Annotated in this window: 15 protein-coding genes and 1 pseudogene; 12 read left to right on the top strand and 4 right to left on the bottom strand. The window is 62.6% G+C overall.

Features of this window, described 5'->3' with window-relative positions; all coding sequences use genetic code 11:
• Positions 1 to 76: 76 nt before the first annotated feature.
• The 3 genes from JLDANKMP_RS10840 to JLDANKMP_RS10850 all read left to right on the top strand — a co-directional run bounded on the left by JLDANKMP_RS10840 (position 77) and on the right by JLDANKMP_RS10850 (position 6252).
• A complete protein-coding gene (locus tag JLDANKMP_RS10840; RefSeq protein ID WP_212561186.1) occupies positions 77 to 3394 on the top strand; it encodes a DEAD/DEAH box helicase in 3318 nt (1105 codons plus the stop codon).
• 96 nt (positions 3395 to 3490) lie between these two features.
• Positions 3491 to 4837 carry a phosphomannomutase gene (locus JLDANKMP_RS10845; RefSeq protein ID WP_212561074.1) on the top strand — a complete coding sequence of 449 codons (1347 nt, stop codon included), beginning with the start codon at positions 3491 to 3493 and terminating at the stop codon, positions 4835 to 4837.
• 11 nt (positions 4838 to 4848) lie between these two features.
• Positions 4849 to 6252 (top strand): mannose-1-phosphate guanylyltransferase/mannose-6-phosphate isomerase, encoded by a 1404-nt coding sequence (locus JLDANKMP_RS10850; protein ID WP_212561075.1) that lies wholly within the window; start codon positions 4849 to 4851, stop codon positions 6250 to 6252.
• Positions 6253 to 6327: 75 nt separating this feature from the next.
• On the opposite strand, the gene rfbD is transcribed toward JLDANKMP_RS10850, so the two are convergent.
• From rfbD to rfbB, 4 genes are read right to left on the bottom strand one after another with little or no spacing between them, the layout of a single operon-like run.
• Positions 6328 to 7221 (bottom strand): dTDP-4-dehydrorhamnose reductase, encoded by an 894-nt coding sequence (rfbD, locus tag JLDANKMP_RS10855; protein WP_212561076.1) that lies wholly within the window; start codon positions 7219 to 7221, stop codon positions 6328 to 6330.
• Positions 7218 to 7775, bottom strand: a complete 558-nt coding sequence (rfbC, locus tag JLDANKMP_RS10860) for a dTDP-4-dehydrorhamnose 3,5-epimerase (RefSeq protein ID WP_171968634.1) — start codon at positions 7773 to 7775, stop codon at positions 7218 to 7220. Before rfbC ends, rfbD begins: the two co-directional genes overlap by 4 nt.
• Positions 7772 to 8659 carry a glucose-1-phosphate thymidylyltransferase RfbA gene (gene rfbA, locus JLDANKMP_RS10865; protein WP_212561077.1) on the bottom strand — a complete coding sequence of 296 codons (888 nt, stop codon included), beginning with the start codon at positions 8657 to 8659 and terminating at the stop codon, positions 7772 to 7774. The genes rfbC and rfbA overlap by 4 nt, the downstream gene beginning before the upstream one ends.
• A 14-nt stretch (positions 8660 to 8673) precedes the next feature.
• Positions 8674 to 9729: a dTDP-glucose 4,6-dehydratase gene (gene rfbB, locus JLDANKMP_RS10870; RefSeq protein WP_212561078.1), complete on the bottom strand. Its 1056-nt coding sequence runs from the start codon at positions 9727 to 9729 to the stop codon at positions 8674 to 8676.
• Positions 9730 to 9992: 263 nt separating this feature from the next.
• Here rfbB and JLDANKMP_RS10875 point away from each other — a divergent pair, with 263 nt between their 5' ends.
• From JLDANKMP_RS10875 to JLDANKMP_RS10915, 9 genes and pseudogenes are all read left to right on the top strand, one after another.
• Positions 9993 to 10739, top strand: a complete 747-nt coding sequence (locus tag JLDANKMP_RS10875; RefSeq protein ID WP_171968631.1) for an electron transfer flavoprotein subunit beta/FixA family protein — start codon at positions 9993 to 9995, stop codon at positions 10737 to 10739.
• Positions 10739 to 11677, top strand: a complete 939-nt coding sequence (locus JLDANKMP_RS10880; RefSeq protein WP_212561079.1) for an electron transfer flavoprotein subunit alpha/FixB family protein — start codon at positions 10739 to 10741, stop codon at positions 11675 to 11677. The genes JLDANKMP_RS10875 and JLDANKMP_RS10880 overlap by 1 nt, the downstream gene beginning before the upstream one ends.
• A 146-nt stretch (positions 11678 to 11823) precedes the next feature.
• Positions 11824 to 13242 carry a UbiA family prenyltransferase gene (locus JLDANKMP_RS10885; RefSeq protein WP_212561080.1) on the top strand — a complete coding sequence of 473 codons (1419 nt, stop codon included), beginning with the start codon at positions 11824 to 11826 and terminating at the stop codon, positions 13240 to 13242.
• 56 nt (positions 13243 to 13298) lie between these two features.
• Positions 13299 to 14549 (top strand): FAD-binding oxidoreductase, encoded by a 1251-nt coding sequence (locus tag JLDANKMP_RS10890; protein ID WP_212561081.1) that lies wholly within the window; start codon positions 13299 to 13301, stop codon positions 14547 to 14549.
• A gap of 2 nt (positions 14550 to 14551) precedes the next feature.
• The gene (locus tag JLDANKMP_RS10895) at positions 14552 to 15283 is read left to right on the top strand and encodes an SDR family oxidoreductase (RefSeq protein WP_212561082.1); all 732 of its coding nucleotides are present in this window, start codon (positions 14552 to 14554) and stop codon (positions 15281 to 15283) included.
• Positions 15280 to 15678 (top strand): GtrA family protein, encoded by a 399-nt coding sequence (locus tag JLDANKMP_RS10900; RefSeq protein ID WP_212561083.1) that lies wholly within the window; start codon positions 15280 to 15282, stop codon positions 15676 to 15678. Before JLDANKMP_RS10895 ends, JLDANKMP_RS10900 begins: the two co-directional genes overlap by 4 nt.
• On the top strand, positions 15678 to 17093 hold the full coding sequence (locus JLDANKMP_RS10905) for a hypothetical protein (RefSeq protein ID WP_212561084.1): 1416 nt from the start codon (positions 15678 to 15680) through the stop codon (positions 17091 to 17093). Before JLDANKMP_RS10900 ends, JLDANKMP_RS10905 begins: the two co-directional genes overlap by 1 nt.
• 173 nt (positions 17094 to 17266) lie before the next feature.
• Positions 17267 to 18418: an acyltransferase gene (locus JLDANKMP_RS10910; RefSeq protein WP_212561085.1), complete on the top strand. Its 1152-nt coding sequence runs from the start codon at positions 17267 to 17269 to the stop codon at positions 18416 to 18418.
• Between the two features lie 121 nt (positions 18419 to 18539).
• A pseudogene (locus JLDANKMP_RS10915) lies at positions 18540 to 19626 on the top strand (IS3 family transposase).
• Positions 19627 to 19628: the final 2 nt, after the last annotated feature.

The raw sequence follows: 19628 nt of genomic DNA on the forward strand, positions 1-19628 counted from the left end.
CGGGCATCGCACTGGGTTCCGTAGAATGCCCGGTTCCCCTGCCATGGCCGGCCCCATGCCCGGCCCACCCTCGTTGATGGCCCAGACCTACACCGAAGAAGACCTGCTCCGCTGGATGGACGCGTGGACACTGGAAAAGAGCGAACGTTGCCTGTCCGGTGTCCGCAACATGCATCTGACCAGTGGAATGCTCATCGCCGAAGTGAAAGGCTCGGCCAGATATCCCTACCGGGTGGAAATCGATCTGGAAGCCAGCCTGCGCCATCCTCGCAGCCGCCTGCAAAGTGAATGCTCGTGCCCTGTCGGCCATCACTGCAAGCACGTGGCAGCCGTGCTGGTCGCCCACATGCTGGACGCAGCAGACCTGGGCGATGACGATCCAGCGTCAGAGCACGAACCGGTCCAGTCGCCACGCCGCGAACTGCTGGAACAGCTGTCACGCTGGCAGTCCGTCAGAGCCCAGCCTCCCCGGTCACGTAGAAACGGCATCATCTTCGAGCTGTCCACGTTCAATCACCGGCCTTCCATCCTGCTCCGCCGCGTCAAATACGCCCTCGACGATACGATCGAGTTCGACAAGTGGCAGGAAATCACCCCTCAGCTGTTGCTGGAACCGCCCGCCTACCTGACGCAGGCCGACCTGGCCGCGGTGGCGCAGCTGTGGGCCCTGCATCAGTCGGTAAAACCGCCGGAGTGGTTCGACGTCGGCACGATCCTGCAGTCGATCGTGTCCAGCGGGCATGGCTGGGTGTCATGTGGCATGCATGATCGCGTGCCGGCCAGGCCCGGCGCACCACGTCGCGGTACGCTGGGGTGGAGCGCAGAGACGACTCACGGCAGGTTGCTGCTGGCGCCCGCACTGAGCGTGGAAGGCGACGCGGACGGCCTCGTACTGGGATCTAGTGCCGGTTACCTGGATCCGGTCTCCGGTGAAGTCGGCCTTCTCCTGCTGGACGTCAAGCCGGAGGACGCAGACGCGTTCCTCGCCCTTCCCCACCTGCTCCCCGATGAGGAACCGATCGTGGCGCAACTGCTGCAACAGATCGACCCCGCGCTGCCGCGCCCCGGTGCAGGCGACACACTGCCTACGCTGCAGATCAGCGCCATGACCCCCGTGCTGCGCCTGCATACGATCAAATTCCGGCCGCCGTGGCTCGGCCCCCGCGACCCTTCGCAATGGGCCGATATCGCAACCGTGGCCTTCGAGTACGACGAGCACGTGCGGTTCCTGGATGATCCGAGCCTGTTCGCCCACGATCCGGAGGGCCAACTCGCACTGCTGCCCCGCGACCTGGGTGAGGAATCACGGCGCGAGGCCGAGCTGCGCACGGTGGGCTTGCATCGCGACACGGCTCCGCGGGCGCCACTGGAAGGCGCCGGCCCGCAGTTCCAGCTGCGTACCCATGACTGGACACGGTTCCTGCTGGACGACGTGCCGCGCCTGGAAGCCTTGGGCTGGAAGGTGGAGGCGGACGAGGATTTCCGCCATCGCATCACCCGGGTGGAGGAGATCGACCTGGACATCCAGGCGGACCCGGAAGACGCGGGCTGGTTCAACCTGGGCCTGGACATCCAGGTGGAAGGCCGCGATGTGTCGATGGTTCCGCTGCTGCAGCAGGTGCTGCAGGCCGACCCTCGCTGGATGCGTGGCCAGCTGGATGACATCGGCGACGACGAGAACATCCTGTTGACGACGGGCGACAACACGCGCCTGGCACTGCGGGCCGCACGACTCAAGCCGATCATGGCCCTGTTGGCGGACCTGTTTACCCAGCGTGGCGCGCCGCTGCGCCTGTCTGCGCTTGACCGTGGCCGCCTGCAGGCGCTGCAGGACACTGCGCGCCTGCAGTTCCGTGGCCGCAAGGATACCCAGGCGCTCGTGCAGCGGCTGATGCAGGCACCCGCACCGAGCGAAGTACCGCCGCCGGCAGGGCTGGAGGCAACGCTGCGTCCCTATCAGCGCGAAGGCCTGTCGTGGCTGCAGTACCTGCGCCAGCAGGGCCTGGGGGGCGTGCTGGCCGATGACATGGGGCTGGGCAAGACCGTACAGACGCTGGCGCATGTGCTGGTCGAGAAGGAAGCCGGCCGCCTGGACCGTCCAGCGCTGCTGGTGGTGCCCACTTCGCTGCTGCACAACTGGCAGAGCGAAGCGGCACGCTTCACCCCGGGCCTGCGCGTGCTGACTCTGCATGGGCCGGCACGTGAAACGCTGTTCGAGGCGATTCCCGGGCACGACCTTGTACTCACCACCTACCCTCTGCTGTGGCGCGACGAGCAGGCGCTGCAGGCATATGCCTACCATCTGCTGATTCTGGATGAAGCCCAGCAGGTGAAGAATCCGAAATCACGCGCTGCCGTCACCCTGCGCACGTTGCAGGCCCGCCATCGCCTGTGTCTGACCGGCACGCCGCTGGAAAACCACCTGGGCGAACTGTGGACGCAGTTCGATTTCCTGCTGCCCGGCCTGCTCGGCACCGAGAAGCAGTTCAACCAGTATTGGCGCCACCCCATCGAACGCGGCAGCGACCATCGCCGTGCCCAGCTGCTGGCGCAGCGGTTGCGCCCGTTCATCCTGCGCCGACGCAAGGACCAGGTCGCGTCGGAGCTTCCGCCCAAGACCCTCATTACCCGTGCGGTCGAAATGGAGGGCGGCCAGCGTGATCTCTATGAAACCGTACGTGCAGCGATGGAAAAGCAGGTGCGTGAGGCCATCAGCGGCAGCGGGCTGGCGCGCAGCCATATCGTGGTGCTGGATGCATTGCTGAAACTGCGCCAGGTCTGCTGCGATCCGCGCCTGCTGCCGGGCAACGCACCGGCACGGGCTGCAGGCTCGGCCAAACTGGATCTGTTGCGCGAGATGCTGCCGCCGATGGTCGAGGAAGGTCGTCGCATCCTGTTGTTCTCGCAGTTCACCGGCATGCTGTCGCTGATCGCGCAGGCGCTGGACGATCTGGGACTGGCCTATGTGACCCTGACCGGTGATACCCAGGACCGGGCCACGCCGGTGCAACGTTTCATGCACGGTGAAATCCCGGTGTTCCTGATCAGCCTCAAGGCAGGTGGCGTGGGGTTGAACCTGACCGCGGCCGACACCGTCATCCATTTCGATCCCTGGTGGAATCCCGCTGCCGAGAACCAGGCCAGTGACCGCGCTCACCGGATCGGCCAGCAGCAGCCGGTGTTCGTCTACCGGTTGATCACTGCAGGCAGCATCGAAGAGCGGATTGCCGAGCTGCAGGAGCGCAAGGCTCTGCTGGCCGAATCGATTCTCGAAGGCGGTGGCAGCGCCGGGCCGCGCTTCAGCGGAGAAGACGTGCAGGCACTGCTGGCGCCACTGCCGGGCCTGCCGGCCAGACGCACCCGCAGGCCGGGCCGGCGGCCGCCGCAGCACTGACCGGAACACCCAGTCAGGTGGCGTTTCCCGATGGAAACGATTCCCATACGGGACTGGGACTACAATCGGGGGCTGAGCTCACAAAGGATCTGATCGATGCCCCTGCCCGCTTTCAAGGCCTACGATATCCGCGGCCGTGTGCCGGAAGAACTGAACGAGGACCTGGCCCGTCGCATCGGCGTCGCCCTGGCCGCACAGCTCGCTCCAGGCCCGGTGGTCCTCGGCCATGATGTGCGCCTTACCAGTCCGGCACTGCAGGATGCGCTGGCCGCAGGCCTGCGTGGGACCGGCCGTGAGGTGATCGACATCGGCCTGTGCGGCACCGAAGAGGTCTACTTCCAGACCGATCACCTCGGCGCGGCCGGCGGCGTGATGGTGACCGCCAGCCACAACCCGATGGACTACAACGGCATGAAGCTGGTGAAGGAGAACGCGCGGCCGATCAGTTCGGATACCGGCCTGTTCGCGATTTCCGACGCGGTCGCCGCCGATTCCTCCGAGGCCCAGCCGCCGCGTGCCGGGCAGACCGCCCAGCATGACAAGCACGCCTACATCCAGCATCTGCTGAGCTACGTCGATGCCAGCAAACTGAAGCCGCTGAAGCTGGTGGTCAATGCGGGCAATGGCGGCGCCGGCGCCATCGTCGACCTGCTGGCACCGCACCTGCCGTTCGAGTTCATCCGCATCTGCCACGAGCCGGACGGCAGCTTCCCTAACGGCATTCCCAACCCGCTGCTGCCGGAGAACCGCGCCGCCACCGCCGACGCGGTGCGCGAACACGGTGCCGACTTCGGCATCGCCTGGGACGGTGACTTCGACCGTTGCTTCTTCTTCGACCACAGCGGCCGCTTCATCGAGGGCTACTACCTGGTCGGCCTGCTGGCCAAGGCGATCCTGGCGCGCCATCCCGGCGGCAGGATCGTGCATGACCCGCGCCTGGTCTGGAACACGGAGGACATGGTCGAGCAGGCCGGCGGTGTCGCGGTGCAGTGCAAGAGCGGGCATGCGTTCATCAAGGAAAAGATGCGAGCCGAGGATGCCGTGTATGGCGGCGAGATGAGCGCCCATCACTACTTCCGCGAATTCGCCTACGCCGACTCCGGGATGATTCCGTGGCTGCTGATCGCCCAGCTGGTCTCCGAAAGTGGCCGTTCGCTGGCCGACTGGGTGGAAGACCGGATGGCCGCCTATCCGTGCAGCGGCGAGATCAACTTCAAGGTGGACGATGCCAAGGCCGCAGTGGCGCGCGTGATGGAGCACTTCGCGGCGCAATCGCCCAGGCTGGACCACACCGATGGCATCAGTGCCGACTTCGGCGACTGGCGCTTCAACCTGCGCAGCTCCAACACCGAACCGCTGCTGCGCTTGAACGTCGAAGCGCGCGGTGACGCTGCGTTGATGCAGGCGCGCACCGACGAAATTTCCCGTCTGATCCAGCAGTAACCGAGGCCCGCATGAGCAGCATCCAGCCCGTCATCCTGTCCGGCGGATCCGGTACCCGCCTGTGGCCGCTTTCGCGCGAGGCCTACCCGAAGCAGTTCCTGCCACTGGCCGGCGAGCTGACGATGCTGCAGGCCACCTGGCAACGCGTCGCCCCACTGGCGGCACGTGGCCCGCTGGTGATTGCCAACGAGGAACACCGCTTCGTTGCCGCCGAACAGCTGCAGCAGGTCGGCACCGAACCGGCCGCGATCATCCTTGAACCGGTGGGCCGCAATACCGCACCGGCCATCGCCGTGGCTGCGCTGGAAGCCACCCGTGACGGTGCCGACGCGCTGCTGCTGGTGCTGCCCTCCGATCATGTGATCACCGACGAGGCGGCCTTCCGCAACGCGGTGCAGGCCGCCGCCAGTGCCGCTGAAGCCGGCAAGCTGGTCACCTTCGGCATCGTGCCGACCGGCCCGGAAACCGGCTACGGCTATATCAAGGCTGCCAACGGCCAGGGCCTGCGTGCCGTCGAACGCTTCGTCGAAAAGCCCGACCTGGAGACCGCCGCCGGCTACGTCAGCAGCGGCCAGTACTACTGGAACAGCGGCATGTTCCTGTTCAAGGCGTCGCGTTACCTGCAGGAGCTGGAGCGCTTCCAGCCGGAAATGCTGGCTCGCAGCCGCCAAGCTTGGCAGCAGGCGCGCCGCGATGCCGACTTCACCCGTCTGGACAAGGATGCCTTCACGGCGGTGCCGTCGGACTCGATCGACTACGCGGTGATGGAAAGGACTGCCGATGCAGTCGTGATCCCGCTGGATGCCGGCTGGAACGATGTCGGTTCGTGGACCGCACTGCGCGATGTCTCGCAGCAGGATGGCGACGGCAACGCCCACCAGGGCGATGTGATCGCCATTGATTGCCGCAACACCTATGCCTATGCCCAGCGCCTGGTGGCCATGGTCGGCCTCGATGACGTGATCGTGGTCGAGACCGACGATGCGGTGCTGGTGGGCAAGGCCGACCGCATGCAGGAGGTCAAGACCGTGGTGGCACAGCTGAAGGCCGAAGGCCGCAGCGAGGCCACCTGGCATCGCAAGGTCTATCGCCCGTGGGGCGCCTACGATTCGATCGACAACGGCGAGCGCTTCCAGGTCAAGCGGATCACGGTCAAGCCCGGTGGCACGCTGAGCCTGCAGATGCACCACCATCGCGCCGAGCACTGGATCGTGGTCAGCGGCACCGCCGAAGTGACCCGTGGCGATGAAGTGATCCTGCTTAGCGAGAACCAGAGCACCTACATTCCGCTGGGCGTGACCCACCGCCTGCGCAATCCGGGCAAGCTGCCGCTGGAACTGATCGAAGTGCAGTCCGGCAGCTACCTGGGCGAGGACGACATCGTGCGCTTCGAGGACACCTACGGGCGCAGTTGACCCCGCGCCCGCTGGAGGCTGCCGACCGTTGGTCGAGGTGGGTGCCGACCGTTGGTCGGCACGTCGCCTACAGGCTCAGGCAATCTCCGCCATCACCCGCTTCAGGCCGTCCTGCCATGCCGGCAGCACGATGCCGAAATCCTGCTGCAGCTTGCGGTTGTCCAGCACTGACCAGGCCGGGCGCTTGGCCGCGGTCGGGTACTCGGAGCTGGGAATCGCCTCGACCGACGGCGCCTTCACCAGCACGCCCGCAGCCAGCGATTCGGCGAAAATCGCCTCGGCAAAACCATGCCAGCTGGTCTGGCCGCTGGCAGTCAGGTGCCAGGTACCGGACAACTGGCCCGGGTGCTGCAACGCCTGCGCGGTGACATCGGCGATCAATGCCGCCGGGGTTGGCGTGCCCACCTGGTCGGCGACGACGCGCAGCTGATCGCGCTCGGCGCCGACGCGCAGCATGGTGCGCAGGAAATTGGCCCCATGCGAGGCATACACCCACGCCGTGCGGAAGATCAGGTGGCGACCACCGGCCGCACGCACCGCATCCTCGCCATCACGCTTGCTGGTGCCATACACACCCAGCGGCGCGGTCGGCTCGTCCTCACGGTAGGGCGCGGTGCCCTGGCCATCGAACACGTAGTCGGTGGAGTAATGCACGAATGGCACGCTATGCGCCGCACACCAGCGCGCGATCACCCCCGGCGCCTGCGCATTGGCCGCAAAGGCCGCGTCGACCTCCTGTTCGGCACGATCGACGGCCGTGTAGGCCGCGGCGTTGACCACGATCGACGGCTGCAGCCGGTCCAGCAGGGCCGGCAGGCTTTCAGGTTGGCCGAAATCGGCGGTTTCGCAGGCGCTGCCATCCGGCAGAGTGCCGCTGCGGGTGGTCGCGACCACCTTGCCCAGCGGCGCCAGCGCGCGCAGCAGCTCCTGGCCGACCTGGCCGTTGCCACCGAAGACCAGAACGGTCATGGCACGTAGACCGGCAGGCGGTCTTCGGCGATGTCCTTCAGGAAGGGGGCATTCTCGTCCTTGGCCGACAACGTCGGCGCACTGATCGGCCAGTCCACGGCGATATCGGCATCGTTCCAGCGCACGCCGGCATCGAAGTCCTTCAGGTAGACCTCGGTGCACAGATAGCTGAACACCGCGCGCTCGGACAGTACGGCAAAGCCGTGGGCGAAGCCTTCCGGAATCCAGAACTGCTTCTTGTTCCCCGCGCTCAGCACCACCGCTTCCCACTGGCCGAAGGTCGGCGAGCCGCGACGGATGTCGACGGCCACGTCATAGACCTCGCCTTCCAGCACGCTGACCAGCTTGCCCTGCGGGCGCGGCCACTGGTAATGCAGCCCGCGCAGGACACCCTTGGCCGAAGTCGAGACGTTGCTCTGCACGAAGCGATCCGGCAGGCCCAGCGCAGCGAAGCGCTCGGCATTCCAGGTTTCGAAGAAGTAGCCACGGGCATCGCCGAACACCGCCGGCTCGATCACCACGCAGCCAGGCAACTTGGTTTCAATCACTTTCACGGAACAACTCCACGCAGGGCGAGCTTGTGCAGGTACTGGCCGTAGCCATTCTTGATCAGCGGCGCGGCCAGTGCTTCCAGCTGTTCGGCGGTGATCCAGCCCTGGCCAAACGCGATTTCTTCCGGGCAGCAGACCTGCAGGCCCTGCCGGGTCTGGATGGTCTCGATGAAGTTGGAGGCTTCCAGCAGCGACTGGTGGGTGCCGGTATCGAGCCAGGCATAGCCACGGCCGAGCGCTTCCAGGTGCAGGTTGCTCTCGCCCAGATAGCGCTTGTTGAGATCGGTGATCTCCAGTTCGCCACGCGGCGACGGCTTTAGTTCGGCGGCATGCGCGCTGGCGTTGCCGTCGTAGAAGTAGAGGCCGGTCACTGCATAGTTCGAACGCGGATTCTCCGGCTTCTCCACCAGGTCGATGACCTTGCCGGTCTTGTCGAACTCGGCCACGCCATAGCGTTCCGGATCATTCACCCAATAGCCAAACACGGTGGCACCGTCCACGCGCTCATCGGCACGCTTGAGGACTTCACGCAAGCCATGGCCATGGAAGATATTGTCACCCAGCACCAGGCAGCTCGGCTTGCCGGCGACGAACTCCTTGCCGATCAGATACGCCTGGGCAAGCCCATCGGGGCTGGGCTGCACCGCGTACTGGATGTCCATGCCCCACTGCGAGCCATCGCCCAGCAACTGCTGGAACAACGCCTGTTCGTGCGGGGTATTGATGATGAGCACTTCACGGATGCCCGCCAGCATCAGCACGCTGAGCGGGTAGTAGATCATTGGCTTGTCATACACCGGCAACAGCTGCTTGCTGACGCCCTTGGTGATCGGATACAGCCGGGTGCCGGAGCCACCGGCGAGGATGATGCCCTTGCGCTGGGTCATGGTGTCTCCTGGGTTCAGGCCGCGGTGCCGATGCGCTGCAGACGGTAGCTGCCGTCGAGCACGCCGTTGACCCATTCCTGGTTGTCCAGGTACCAGTCAACGGTAAAGGTGATGCCCTGCTCGAAGGTGTAGGCCGGTTCCCAGCCCAGGTCGTTCTTCAGCTTGGAGGCATCGATCGCGTAACGGCGGTCGTGGCCGGGGCGATCAGTGACATAGGTGATCTGGCTGCTGCGCGGCTGGCCATCCGCACGCGGGCGGCGCTGGTCCAGCAGTGCGCAGATGGCCTGCACCACTTCGATGTTCTGCTTTTCCGAATTGCCGCCGACGTTGTAGGTCTCGCCGACCTGGCCCTTGGCCAGCACGGTGCGGATCGCTTCGCAGTGATCGGACACGAACAGCCAGTCGCGCACCTGCTTGCCATCGCCGTACACCGGCAGCGGTTCGCCAGCCAGCGCCTTGGCAATCACCAGCGGGATCAGCTTCTCGGGGAAGTGATACGGGCCGTAGTTGTTGGAGCAGTTGGTGGTCAGCACCGGCAACCCGTAGGTGTGGTGGAACGCACGCACCAGGTGGTCCGAAGCGGCCTTCGACGCCGAATACGGGGAATTCGGGGCGTACGGCGTGGTTTCGCTGAACCTGCCGGTCTCGCCCAGGGTGCCGTACACCTCGTCGGTCGACACGTGCAGGAAGCGGAAGGCCGCCGCTTGTTCGGCCGGCAGCGCCTTCCAGTAGTCGCGTACCGCTTCAAGCAAACCCAAGGTGCCCACCACATTGGTCTGGATGAAGGCGCCTGGGCCGTCGATGGAACGGTCCACGTGGCTTTCGGCGGCGAAGTTCAGCACTGCGTCCGGCTGGTGCTCGGCCAGCAGGCGGGCTACAAGGGCACTGTCGCCGATGTCACCCTGCACGAACACGTGGTTCGGGTTGCCGTCCAGGCTGGACAGTGTCTTCAGGTTGCCGGCGTAGGTCAGGGCGTCGAGATTGACGACCTTGATGCCACGGGCGACCGCTTCGAGAACAAAGTTACCGCCAATGAATCCGGCACCGCCGGTGACAAGCCATGTGGGCACTACCTGTTCTCCTGATCTAAATTCATCCAAGGGGGCGCTACCAAGCACCCTGCACAGCAGTACAGGATACATGTGGTTCGTCTTCACGACTGCCTGCGTGACGTGAACGACGCACCCGATCCACACGAGCCATACTGCACTGCAGCATAACCATACGCATTCGCATGGTTCCCTCAAGCCAGCTAGAATCGGGATCCCACCCCCGAACCGGTTGCTGTGCGAGAACCGGACGTTCTCTCCATTATTGAAGGACCCCGTACCAGATGAAAATCCTCGTCGCGTACAAGCGCGTGGTGGACTACAACGTCCGCATTCAGGTCAAGCCGGACGGTTCCGGCGTGGTCACCGACGGCGTCAAGCTGTCCCCTAACCCCTTCGATGAAATCGCGCTGGAAGAAGCCCTGCGCCTGCGCGACAAGGGCATCGCCAGCGAAGTCGTGGTCGCCACCATTGCTCCGGCCGATGCCCAGGCGCATCTGCGCAACGGCCTGGCCATGGGCGCCAACCGTGCCATTCACGTCGTCACCGATCAGGCCATCCAGCCGTTGACCGCCGCCCGCACCCTGCTCAAGCTGATCGAGAAGGAACAGCCGGACCTGGTGATCCTGGGCAAGCAGGCCATCGACGACGACGCCAACCAGACCGGCCAGATGCTGGCCACGTTGTGGGGCCGTCCGCAGGCGACCTTCGCCAGCAAGCTGGACATTGCCGACGGCAAGGCCACGGTGATCCGCGAAGTCGACGCCGGCCTGGAAACGCTGGAAGTGGACCTGCCGGCGGTGGTCACCACCGACCTGCGCCTGAACGAGCCGCGCTTCATCAAGCTGCCGGACATCATGAAGGCCAAGGCCAAGCCGCTGGAGACCCTGCAGCTGGCCGACCTCGGCGTTGAAGCCGCCGATACCTTCAAGACCACCCAATACGCCGCACCGTCCAAGCGCAGCAAGGGTGTGATGGTCAAGGACGCGGCCGAACTGGTGGCCGCACTCAAGCAGAAGGGGCTGCTGTAATGAGCAAGATTCTCGTCATCGCCGAACACCACGACGGCAAGCTCAACGCCGCCACCGCCAAGACTGTCAGCGCCGCCGCCGCCATCAGCGGTGCCAGCATCGATGTCGTGGTGCTGGCCTCCGATCCGGCCGCCGTCGCCGCCGAGGCCGCGAAGATCAGTGGCGTCGCCAAGGTCCTGACCGTGGCCAACGCCGCCAACGCGCAGGCCATCGCCCAGGTGCTGGCGCCGCAGATCGCGCAGCTGGCCAAGGGCTACACCCACGTGTTCGGCCCGTCGACCACCTTCGGCAAGGACCTGATGCCCTGCGTGGCCGCCCTGCTGGGCGTCAACCAGGTCTCCGACCTGATGACCGTCGAAGGCAGCCACACCTTCAAGCGCCCGATCTACGCCGGCAACGCGATCATCACCGTGGAAGCCCCGGCCGACCAGATCGTGGTCGCCACCGTGCGTGCCGCCTCGTGGCCGGAAGCCGCCCAGGGCGGCAGCGCCGCCATCGAAGCGGCCAGCGTCGATGCAGCCCTGCCGACCCACACCCGCTTCGTCGGCCTCGCCGCTGGTGCCAGCGACCGCCCGGACCTGCAGGCTGCCAAGCGCGTGGTCTCCGGTGGCCGTGGCGTCGGTTCGGAAGAGAACTTCAAGGTCATCTTCCAGCTGGCCGACAAGCTCGGTGCCGCCGTCGGTGCCTCGCGTGCCGCGGTCGACGCCGGCTACGTGCCCAGCGATCTGCAGGTGGGCCAGACCGGCAAGATCATCGCGCCGGAACTGTACGTGGCCGTAGGCATCAGCGGTGCCATCCAGCACCTGACCGGCATCAAGGATGCCGGCACGATCGTCGCGATCAACAAGGATGGCGATGCGCCGATCTTCGAGATCGCCGACATCGGCCTGGTGGGGGATCTGTTCGCGATCCTGCCGGAGCTGGAAAAGGCGCTGTAGCCGACCTTCGGGCGATTACCAATAGCTGGCCCCGGCAACTGTCGCCGGGGCCATTGCTACCTCCAGTCGCTATACTTGCCAACCATTGCCCGCGGAGTGGCCTGAATGTACTTGAACGTGTTCCAGTCGAGTCGAGGTCTCATCACGTGAGCCTCGAAAAACGCGCGCTGTGCGTTGACCTGGACGGTACGCTACTGCGTACAGACGTGCTTTACGAGTCGTTCCTAGCGCTTCTTGCCAGGAATCCTCTCTACGTGCTCCTTATTCCTTTCTGGCTTTTGAAGGGAAAAGCAGCCCTGAAGCGCGAGCTCGCTCAGAGAGTGGCGCTTCCTCCCGAATCACTCCCCTACGATGAGCGCGTGCTGCAGATACTGCGGACGACCTCCCAACGCCCGCGCGTTTTATGCACCGCTTCCGACGAACTGCTGGTGGCGCCCATTGCAGAGCATCTGGGTCTGTTCGAAGAAGTGATGTGTAGCAACGGGCGACAGAACCTGGCCGGGCATCGCAAGGCCGAGGCACTCGTAGCGCGCTTCGGCGAAAAAGGCTTCGACTATCTCGGCAATGGCTCCGTCGATCTTGATGTCTGGCGCCATGCCGCCTCTGCGATGGTGGTCAATGGTCCGGCAGCGCTGTCACGACGTGCTCGTGACGTTGTTGAAGTAACAGACGTTCTTCCCCCAGCCACGGCCGACCTGCGCACATGGGTCAAGGCACTGCGCATATACCAGTGGATGAAGAATCTCCTGGTGCTGGTCCCCTTGTTCACGGCCCATCGCATCCTGGATCCAGAGGCCGGCGCGCAAGCCATCATTGCATTCCTTGCCTTCGGTCTTTGCGCTTCCGGAGTGTACGTACTTAACGATCTCTTGGACCTCACCCCCGACCGCATGCACCCACGCAAGCGGAATCGACCGTTTGCAGCGGGCCGCATACCCATTCTGCACGGCTTGTTGGCAGCTCCCTTGCTGACAATCGGGGGCTTGGCAATTGCATTTGCCTGCAGTTGGCAGTTCGCGGCGGTGCTGGCGGGCTACTACACCATGACGTTGAGCTATTCATTGAAGCTCAAGCGAATCGTCATGATCGACGTAATTCTGCTTGCGGCACTGTACACGGTCCGGATCATCGGCGGAAGCGTGGCGATCGGCGCGGAAATGTCGTTCTGGCTGCTTGCGTTCTCGATGTTCATCTTCCTCAGCCTGGCACTGTTGAAGCGCTTTGCCGAGCTCGAGTCGGCCAAGCTCAGCGGGAAGCAGACCGCCATCGGCCGGGGTTATAACGTCAGCGACCTGTCTCTCATCCAGTCCCTCGGCACAAGCGCTGGTTACATCGCAGTCATGGTCCTCGCACTCTATATCAACAGTCCCGCCAGTCTAGTGCTCTACCACCACCCCCAAGTTCTTTGGCTTCTCTGCCCCGTGCTGCTGTACTGGATCAGCAGGGTCTGGTTGGTTGCGCACCGCGGTCATATGCATGACGATCCAATAGTGTTCGCCGTGACGGACCGCGCCAGCCAGATCGTAGGAGCCGTGGGAGTTCTGGTCGTGCTGGGGGCCATCTAACAGTGGACGGCGCGTCTTGGGGGAGATACCCCGAAACCCGGGACCAGCGGCTGGTCATGGTTGACAGCCGGCGCGCCGCTCTGCCCGACTTTGAGGGCAAGGCGCTGCCACGGGGTAATGGACGCAGCTACGGCGACAGCTGCTTGAACTCGGCTGGCACGCTGCTGTGCACCCGACCGCTGGACCGATTCATTAGCTTCGATCCAGTCAGCGGCATCCTACGTGCCGAAGCTGGAGTGACCCTCGCGCAGGTCATTGCCCTGACCCTGCCAAAGGGCTGGTTCCTGCCGGTGACACCTGGAACACGATGGGCGACGCTTGGGGGTGCCATCAGCAATGACGTGCACGGAAAGAATCACCACGTCGCCGGCACCTTCGGCCACCATGTTCGCGCGCTGGAACTGCTGCGCTCTGACGGCACGCGAGAGGTCCTGAGCAAGGAGGCACCGTCGGCTCGTTTGGCGGCTACGATCGGCGGCCTTGGGCTTACCGGCCTGATTACCTGGTGCGAAATCCAGCTTAAGCGTGTTCCCGGCCCATGGCTGGAAACCGAGAGCATCCGCTTTGACTCGCTTTCAGATTTTTTCCGGCTATCAGCCACATCCGCGGCGAGCCATGAGTACACCGTGGCATGGATCGATTGTCTGGCCAAAGGGAAAGCCCTAGGACGAGGTCACTTCATCCGCAGCAACCACGCCACCGGGGACTCATCCGTCCCGGTGCCCGGCAATGGCCAAAGGCTGACATTCCCCGTGACGCCACCGGTGTCGCTTGTCAACCGCCTGACGTTGCGTCCTTTCAATACGCTGTACTACTGGCGACAGAGTGCAAGACAGGTACGCAGCCAACAGCATTATCAAAGCTATTTCTATCCCTTGGACGGGATCGGTCACTGGAACAGGATGTACGGTCCGCGCGGCTTCCTGCAGCACCAGTGCGTGCTGCCAGCAGACGCGGCACAGGACGCCGTCCCCGCCCTGCTTAGGCAAATCTCAGACAGCGGCCAAGGCTCTTTCCTCGCTGTGTTGAAGGAATTTGGCGATCGCCCCTCGCCCGGGATGCTGTCCTTTGCACGCCCTGGTACAACACTTGCCCTGGACTTCCCCAATACCGGCCCATCGGTTTTCCAACTGTTACGGCGCCTCGATCTTATCGTCGCCGAAGCAGGGGGCACGCTGTACCCCGCCAAGGATGCACGCATGGCGCCATCGCTATTCATGCAGGGATATGGAGCAGCGTTGCGGGCCTTCCAGGAACATATCGACCCTCGAATATCGTCTGATTTCTGGCGACGCGTGATGGAGTAAAGATGAAGAAAGTACTGATCATTGGTGCGACGTCGGCCATTGCCGTAGCCGTTGCTCGCCGCCTCTCCGCTCGCGCGGCCGCTTTCCACCTGGTTGGCCGCAGTGAAGAGCGCCTGATGGACTTAGCGGCAGATCTCAGCGTCCGTGGAGCCCATGCGGTGACAATAAGCGTGCTCAACGTTGCGGATCTGTCCGCGCATGAGGCGATGATTGAAACCTCCACCAGGAATCTCGGCGGACTGGACATCGTTCTCATTGCACACGGAACACTCCCGGTCCAGGCAACATGCGACACGGATACTACCTACGCGCTTCAAGAGTTCCACATCAATGGCACCGCCACGATCGCACTGAGTAATCGCTTGGCGCCCATGCTGACGCCCGGGTCAACACTGGCGGTCATTTCGTCCGTGGCGGGAGACCGTGGTCGCGCGAGCAACTATCTCTATGGAAGCGCCAAAGCCGCAGTCTCAGCCTATCTCAGCGGGCTAAGCCAGCGGCTGTTCAAGGCCGGGATCAATGTGCTTACGATCAAGCCAGGCTTCGTTGATACCCCTATGACGGCGAGCTTCAAGAAGGGCGCAATGTGGGCCACGCCCGACCAGGTCGCTGCAGGAATTCTCACTGCCATCGACAAGCGGCGCTCGATGGCCTACCTGCCTTCTTTCTGGTACGTGATCATGAAGATCATCGTTAACATCCCGGAATTCGTATTCCGCAGGATTCGACTGTGAGAATTCAACGTCTTGTAATCCTGTACATGGCATTTGCAGCCATCTCGATCGCAGTAAATATCGGGGCACAGGCGGCTGCCATATATGTTTACACCGGACCGTTCTCAATTGCCATTTCCATGCTGATTGGGACCGCCGTCGGCCTAGTCACCAAGTACGTCCTCGATAAGAAGTTCATCTTTCTTTACGCAAGCGAGAGCGCCAACCAGGAAGCAAAGACATTCCTGCTGTATAGCGTCATGGGACTCGCAACAACAGCTGTCTTCTGGGCCACGGAGTACGCATTCGAACTTGCATTCGACTCAGATTCAATGAGATATGTCGGCGGTGTGATAGGGCTCATAGCCGGCTACATCATCAAGTACCATCTCGATAAACGACTGGTGTTCAAGTAATGCGATTCTGGAAAACATCAGGCCGCACCGCCGCCCTGTTCGTCGCGGCAATTGTTCTGCTTATGACGCTCGGATTGACATTCCCAGGTAAGGGAATGATCAACAATGGCGACTTCCTTCGCGTCCACCAGTCGATGCCGATCCTCACCAAAGGATGGGAGCCCTTGAAGGAAGAGTACGCCTACCGCAATGAGCAGCAGGTTTCCCCAGACTCTCTCATGGCTGGTGTCGCCCAACTAACAGGCCTTGCAAGTCGAGTCGGCAGCCCCAAATCCATGCCGATGTGGACGGTCTCCAGCGTGCTTCTTGCCGTCTTCCTGTCAGGGACCTTCATCCTAGTACGAATGGGACTGGCCAGCCCTCAGCTCCGTCGAACGATCACGGTAACCGTGGCCTCGCTTTCTGTGTTCACTGGGATTTACGCAGTCTATTTCAGATCACTTTATGAAGAAGCAATGGTTCTCGCGCTCGCCCCAACGCTTGCAGCAGGGATCATCGCCCTCACCCAGGAAGGCAAGTATCGACTTTTCGCACTCAGCTCGGCAGCCATCCTTGCATGCAAAGCACAGATGATACTGATGCTGCCGGTGTTGCTAGTAACGGTGCTCTGGATGGATCCGCGGGGAGGCCGCTACCGCCAAAAGCTGGCCACCTGTCTTTTCCTGACAGTTTGCGGATTCTCATACCAAGCGTATCTCGCTCATTTCGGCGAGATGAGTGCGGTCAACAATTACAACAGAACCTACAATGGTATCGGATGGGCATTACAGCGATCTGCCGACTGGCCTGCCAGGACCTTCGAGCAGCGCCTGCATTACTTCAGCGAGAATCGGTTGGACATGCAGGCTCGAAGTTCAATCTACGAACCTGATCCGAGCCTCCCTCTGCTTGGGACCAGCTATTGGCCAACGGGAGCCGAGATTTCGACCGAGCGATGGTCCCCTGCGACTGCCGCTACCCGTGCGGTACAGATCCAGAATGCATTTGACGCAGGCAAACCCCACATGTACGTGATGAGAGTGGCCAGCCAACCCGCTTTGGCATGGGCGCTGCTTCGGAACACAGTGGCAACAGCGTGGCAGTCGGACTATTCGCTTAGCCATCTACGTTCGGCCAAAACCATCGCAGACCGCGGATTCAATGCAGTTGGATTGTCTGGGTGGGCGTTTCAGCTTGGCGCCCTTCTGCTGGTAGTCATTGTTGCAGTCCGCCGAACGGCGACTTCATTCTTCGCCCTTATCTGCTTTGGATTGATTGCTCCGCTTTTTGTAGTCCTGGGCGACGGGTACTACGAATTCGAAAAGCACATGGCGCCGTACATCATGTTGATTCCTGCTTTTGTAGCCATTCAGTTTGCAAATGGAGGACGTCGAAAACCGGGTGTCCTGCGTCAACCCGAAGCAGGCGCATCCTGAAGGGACTGAGCCCCCTATGCGGCGACGCCAGGAATATCTGGCGTGGGACCTCATTGCTCATAATAGAAAGCGACGCCTCCGGTGAATCGGACTGGTACGACCGCTTGGATGCAGGTATTGCCGCGGACCCGTAGGCCTGTGAGCACGGCCGCCCGCTGAAAGACAACACTACCGTGCAGGTATTCAGAGAAGTCGCATTGCGAAGCCAACCCCACAACCTCGACATTGAGATCCTTCGCGCAGCTGCGGTGGGCTTGACCCTATTTGCGCACTTGGAGATCCTCCTGTATTGGCAGAGCCCTGCCTTCAAAAAGATCACCGACGTCGTCTTTTTCTGGGGTGGCGTTGACATCTTCTTCTGCATCTCAGGTTATGTGATTACCGCCAGCCTGCTTCGTGAACACCCCCGAATCCCATCATTTTCCAGGCTGGCCATTCCGTTCTGGATTCGACGATTTTGGCGCCTGACGCCGTCTGCCATTTTCTGGCTGCTCGTGGTGGTCCTCATGAGCGCACTCCCCATCAATGATGGACACCTGCGAAGTGTGAGCCAGAACCTGATGGATCTGGCCTCCGCCACACTCTATGTCGCCAACCTCCATTTCTGGTCCTGCTATGCGGGCGAGAGTCAAGGCTGCGGAATCAACCAGGTGTACTGGAGCCTGTCGCTTGAAGAGCAGTGCTATCTGTTATTGCCGGTACTGGTCTATACGCTTGGCTGGAAAAGGCTACCCGTTGCCCTGGTCCTCATCATTGCAGTCCAGGCACTCTTGCATCGCCCCATCCTTTCACTTCTCTGGTTCGTCAGAACCGACGCGCTTGCAGCTGGCGTCCTGATCGCGCTGGCAGCGGACAGAGGGCTTCTGAAGAAGATAGAGCCAAAATTCCTCGGGTGGAGGCCACTCGGTCTCACCTTCTTTGTCTTGTGCATCCTGTCCATCGGCATGCTTGCAGCAAAGTCGCATGTGATCCAGCTCCATACGACCTGCATCATGTTAGTGGCGGCCGTGCTGGTATGGGCAGCCTCCTACGGCAACTCCTACCTGGGCATCAGCGGACGTGCCGGACGACTTGCTGCCTACATCGGGAGCAGGTCCTACGCCCTTTATCTCACCCATGTGCCCGTCTACTATCTCGCCAAGCCAGTTTCCGAGTGGGTCGGCGTCGGCGCGCACTCGTCTCCAGTCAGCCATGTCGTTTACGTATGTGCAGCGCTGGGGACAGCCCTGCTATTGGCCGAAGCCAACTTCAGATTCATTGAAGTGCCGCTACGCGCGCACGGGCGCACGATCGCAGCTCGATGGACCGAGCATCGTAGTCAATGAGGCTCAGATTGGCGGAATTCATCCTCTGGCCAGAGTGGCACTGCCGTGCCTTGGTAATTCCCCCACAGATTAGCCGCAGCCAGAAGTGGAATTTTCTCGTAACCTAACCCGAGGAGATCCCATGAAGAAGTCACGATTCACCGACAGCCAGATCATCGCCGTACTCAAGCAGGCCGAGGCCGGCACGCCTGTCCCTGACCTTTGCCGGCAGCATGGCATCACCTCAGCGACGTTCTACAAGTGGCGCAGCAAGTTCGGCGGCATGGATGTGTCCACGGTGTCCCAGCTCAAAGAGCTACAGGACGAGAACCGGCGGCTGAAGAAGTTGTACGCCGATACGCAGCTTAGCGCCGAGCTGCTGAAGGAAGCGCTCTCAAAAAATGGTGATGCCGTCTCAGCGGCGCGAGATGGCCAGGCAGGCGGTCCAGGCAGGCATCACCAGCATCGTTCATGCGTGCAGGACGTTCGAGGTGAGTCAGACCTGCTACCGCTATCAGGCCAAGGCCAGCCAAGAGAACGCGATGATCGCCGACTGGTTGCTCAGGCTGACCAGCGCCTACCGCGATTGGGGCTTTGGGCTGTGCTTCCTGCACCTGCGCAACGTGAAGGGCTTCGCTTGGAACCACAAGCGCGTGTATCGGATCTATCGCGAGTTGGAGCTGAATCTGCGCGTCAGGCCGCGCAAGCGCATCGTCCGGGAAGTGTCGGCGCCTCTGGCGGTGCCTGAGGCGGCCAACCAGACCTGGTCGATGGATCTCATGCATGATCAGCTGGCTGATGGACGCAGCTTCCGGATGCTCAACGTTTTGGATGACTTCAACCGCCAAGGACTAGCGATGGAGGTCGAAATCTCCTTGCCTGCGGTGCGCGTCATCCGCAGCTTGGAACAGGGCATTCAATGGCGCGGAGAGCCCCGCGCCATACGCTGCGACAACGGGCCCGAGTAGATCAGCGGAGCCCTGCAAGCATGGGCCGAGCGGCACGATATCGCGCTGCTCTACATCCAGCCAGGCAATCCTCAGCAGAACGCCTACATTGAGCGCTATAACCGGACCGTGGGTTACGCTTGGCTTGCCAGCAACCTGTTCAACGACATCGAACAGGTCCAGGACATCGCCACTCGTTGGCTATGGGCTTACATCCATGAGCGGCCGAACATGGCGCTCGGCGGCATCACGCCAATGCAGAAACTTGCACTGGCAGCATAGTT

It is taken from the genome of Stenotrophomonas sp. PE591 (genome assembly GCF_018320795.1).
Lineage (GTDB): Bacteria > Pseudomonadota > Gammaproteobacteria > Xanthomonadales > Xanthomonadaceae > Stenotrophomonas > Stenotrophomonas maltophilia.

What these genes read in the sequence shown, in the direction of transcription:
- JLDANKMP_RS10840 (WP_212561186.1), top strand. Translation starts at nt 77, where the DNA reads ATGGCCCAGACCTACACCGAAGAAGACCTGCTCCGCTGGATGGACGCG.
- JLDANKMP_RS10845 (WP_212561074.1), top strand. Translation starts at nt 3,491, where the DNA reads ATGCCCCTGCCCGCTTTCAAGGCCTACGATATCCGCGGCCGTGTGCCG.
- JLDANKMP_RS10850 (WP_212561075.1), top strand. Translation starts at nt 4,849, where the DNA reads ATGAGCAGCATCCAGCCCGTCATCCTGTCCGGCGGATCCGGTACCCGC.
- rfbD (WP_212561076.1), bottom strand. Translation starts at nt 7,221, where the DNA reads ATGACCGTTCTGGTCTTCGGTGGCAACGGCCAGGTCGGCCAGGAGCTG.
- rfbA (WP_212561077.1), bottom strand. Translation starts at nt 8,659, where the DNA reads ATGACCCAGCGCAAGGGCATCATCCTCGCCGGTGGCTCCGGCACCCGG.
- JLDANKMP_RS10875 (WP_171968631.1), top strand. Translation starts at nt 9,993, where the DNA reads ATGAAAATCCTCGTCGCGTACAAGCGCGTGGTGGACTACAACGTCCGC.
- JLDANKMP_RS10880 (WP_212561079.1), top strand. Translation starts at nt 10,739, where the DNA reads ATGAGCAAGATTCTCGTCATCGCCGAACACCACGACGGCAAGCTCAAC.
- JLDANKMP_RS10890 (WP_212561081.1), top strand. Translation starts at nt 13,299, where the DNA reads ATGGTTGACAGCCGGCGCGCCGCTCTGCCCGACTTTGAGGGCAAGGCG.
- JLDANKMP_RS10895 (WP_212561082.1), top strand. Translation starts at nt 14,552, where the DNA reads ATGAAGAAAGTACTGATCATTGGTGCGACGTCGGCCATTGCCGTAGCC.
- JLDANKMP_RS10905 (WP_212561084.1), top strand. Translation starts at nt 15,678, where the DNA reads ATGCGATTCTGGAAAACATCAGGCCGCACCGCCGCCCTGTTCGTCGCG.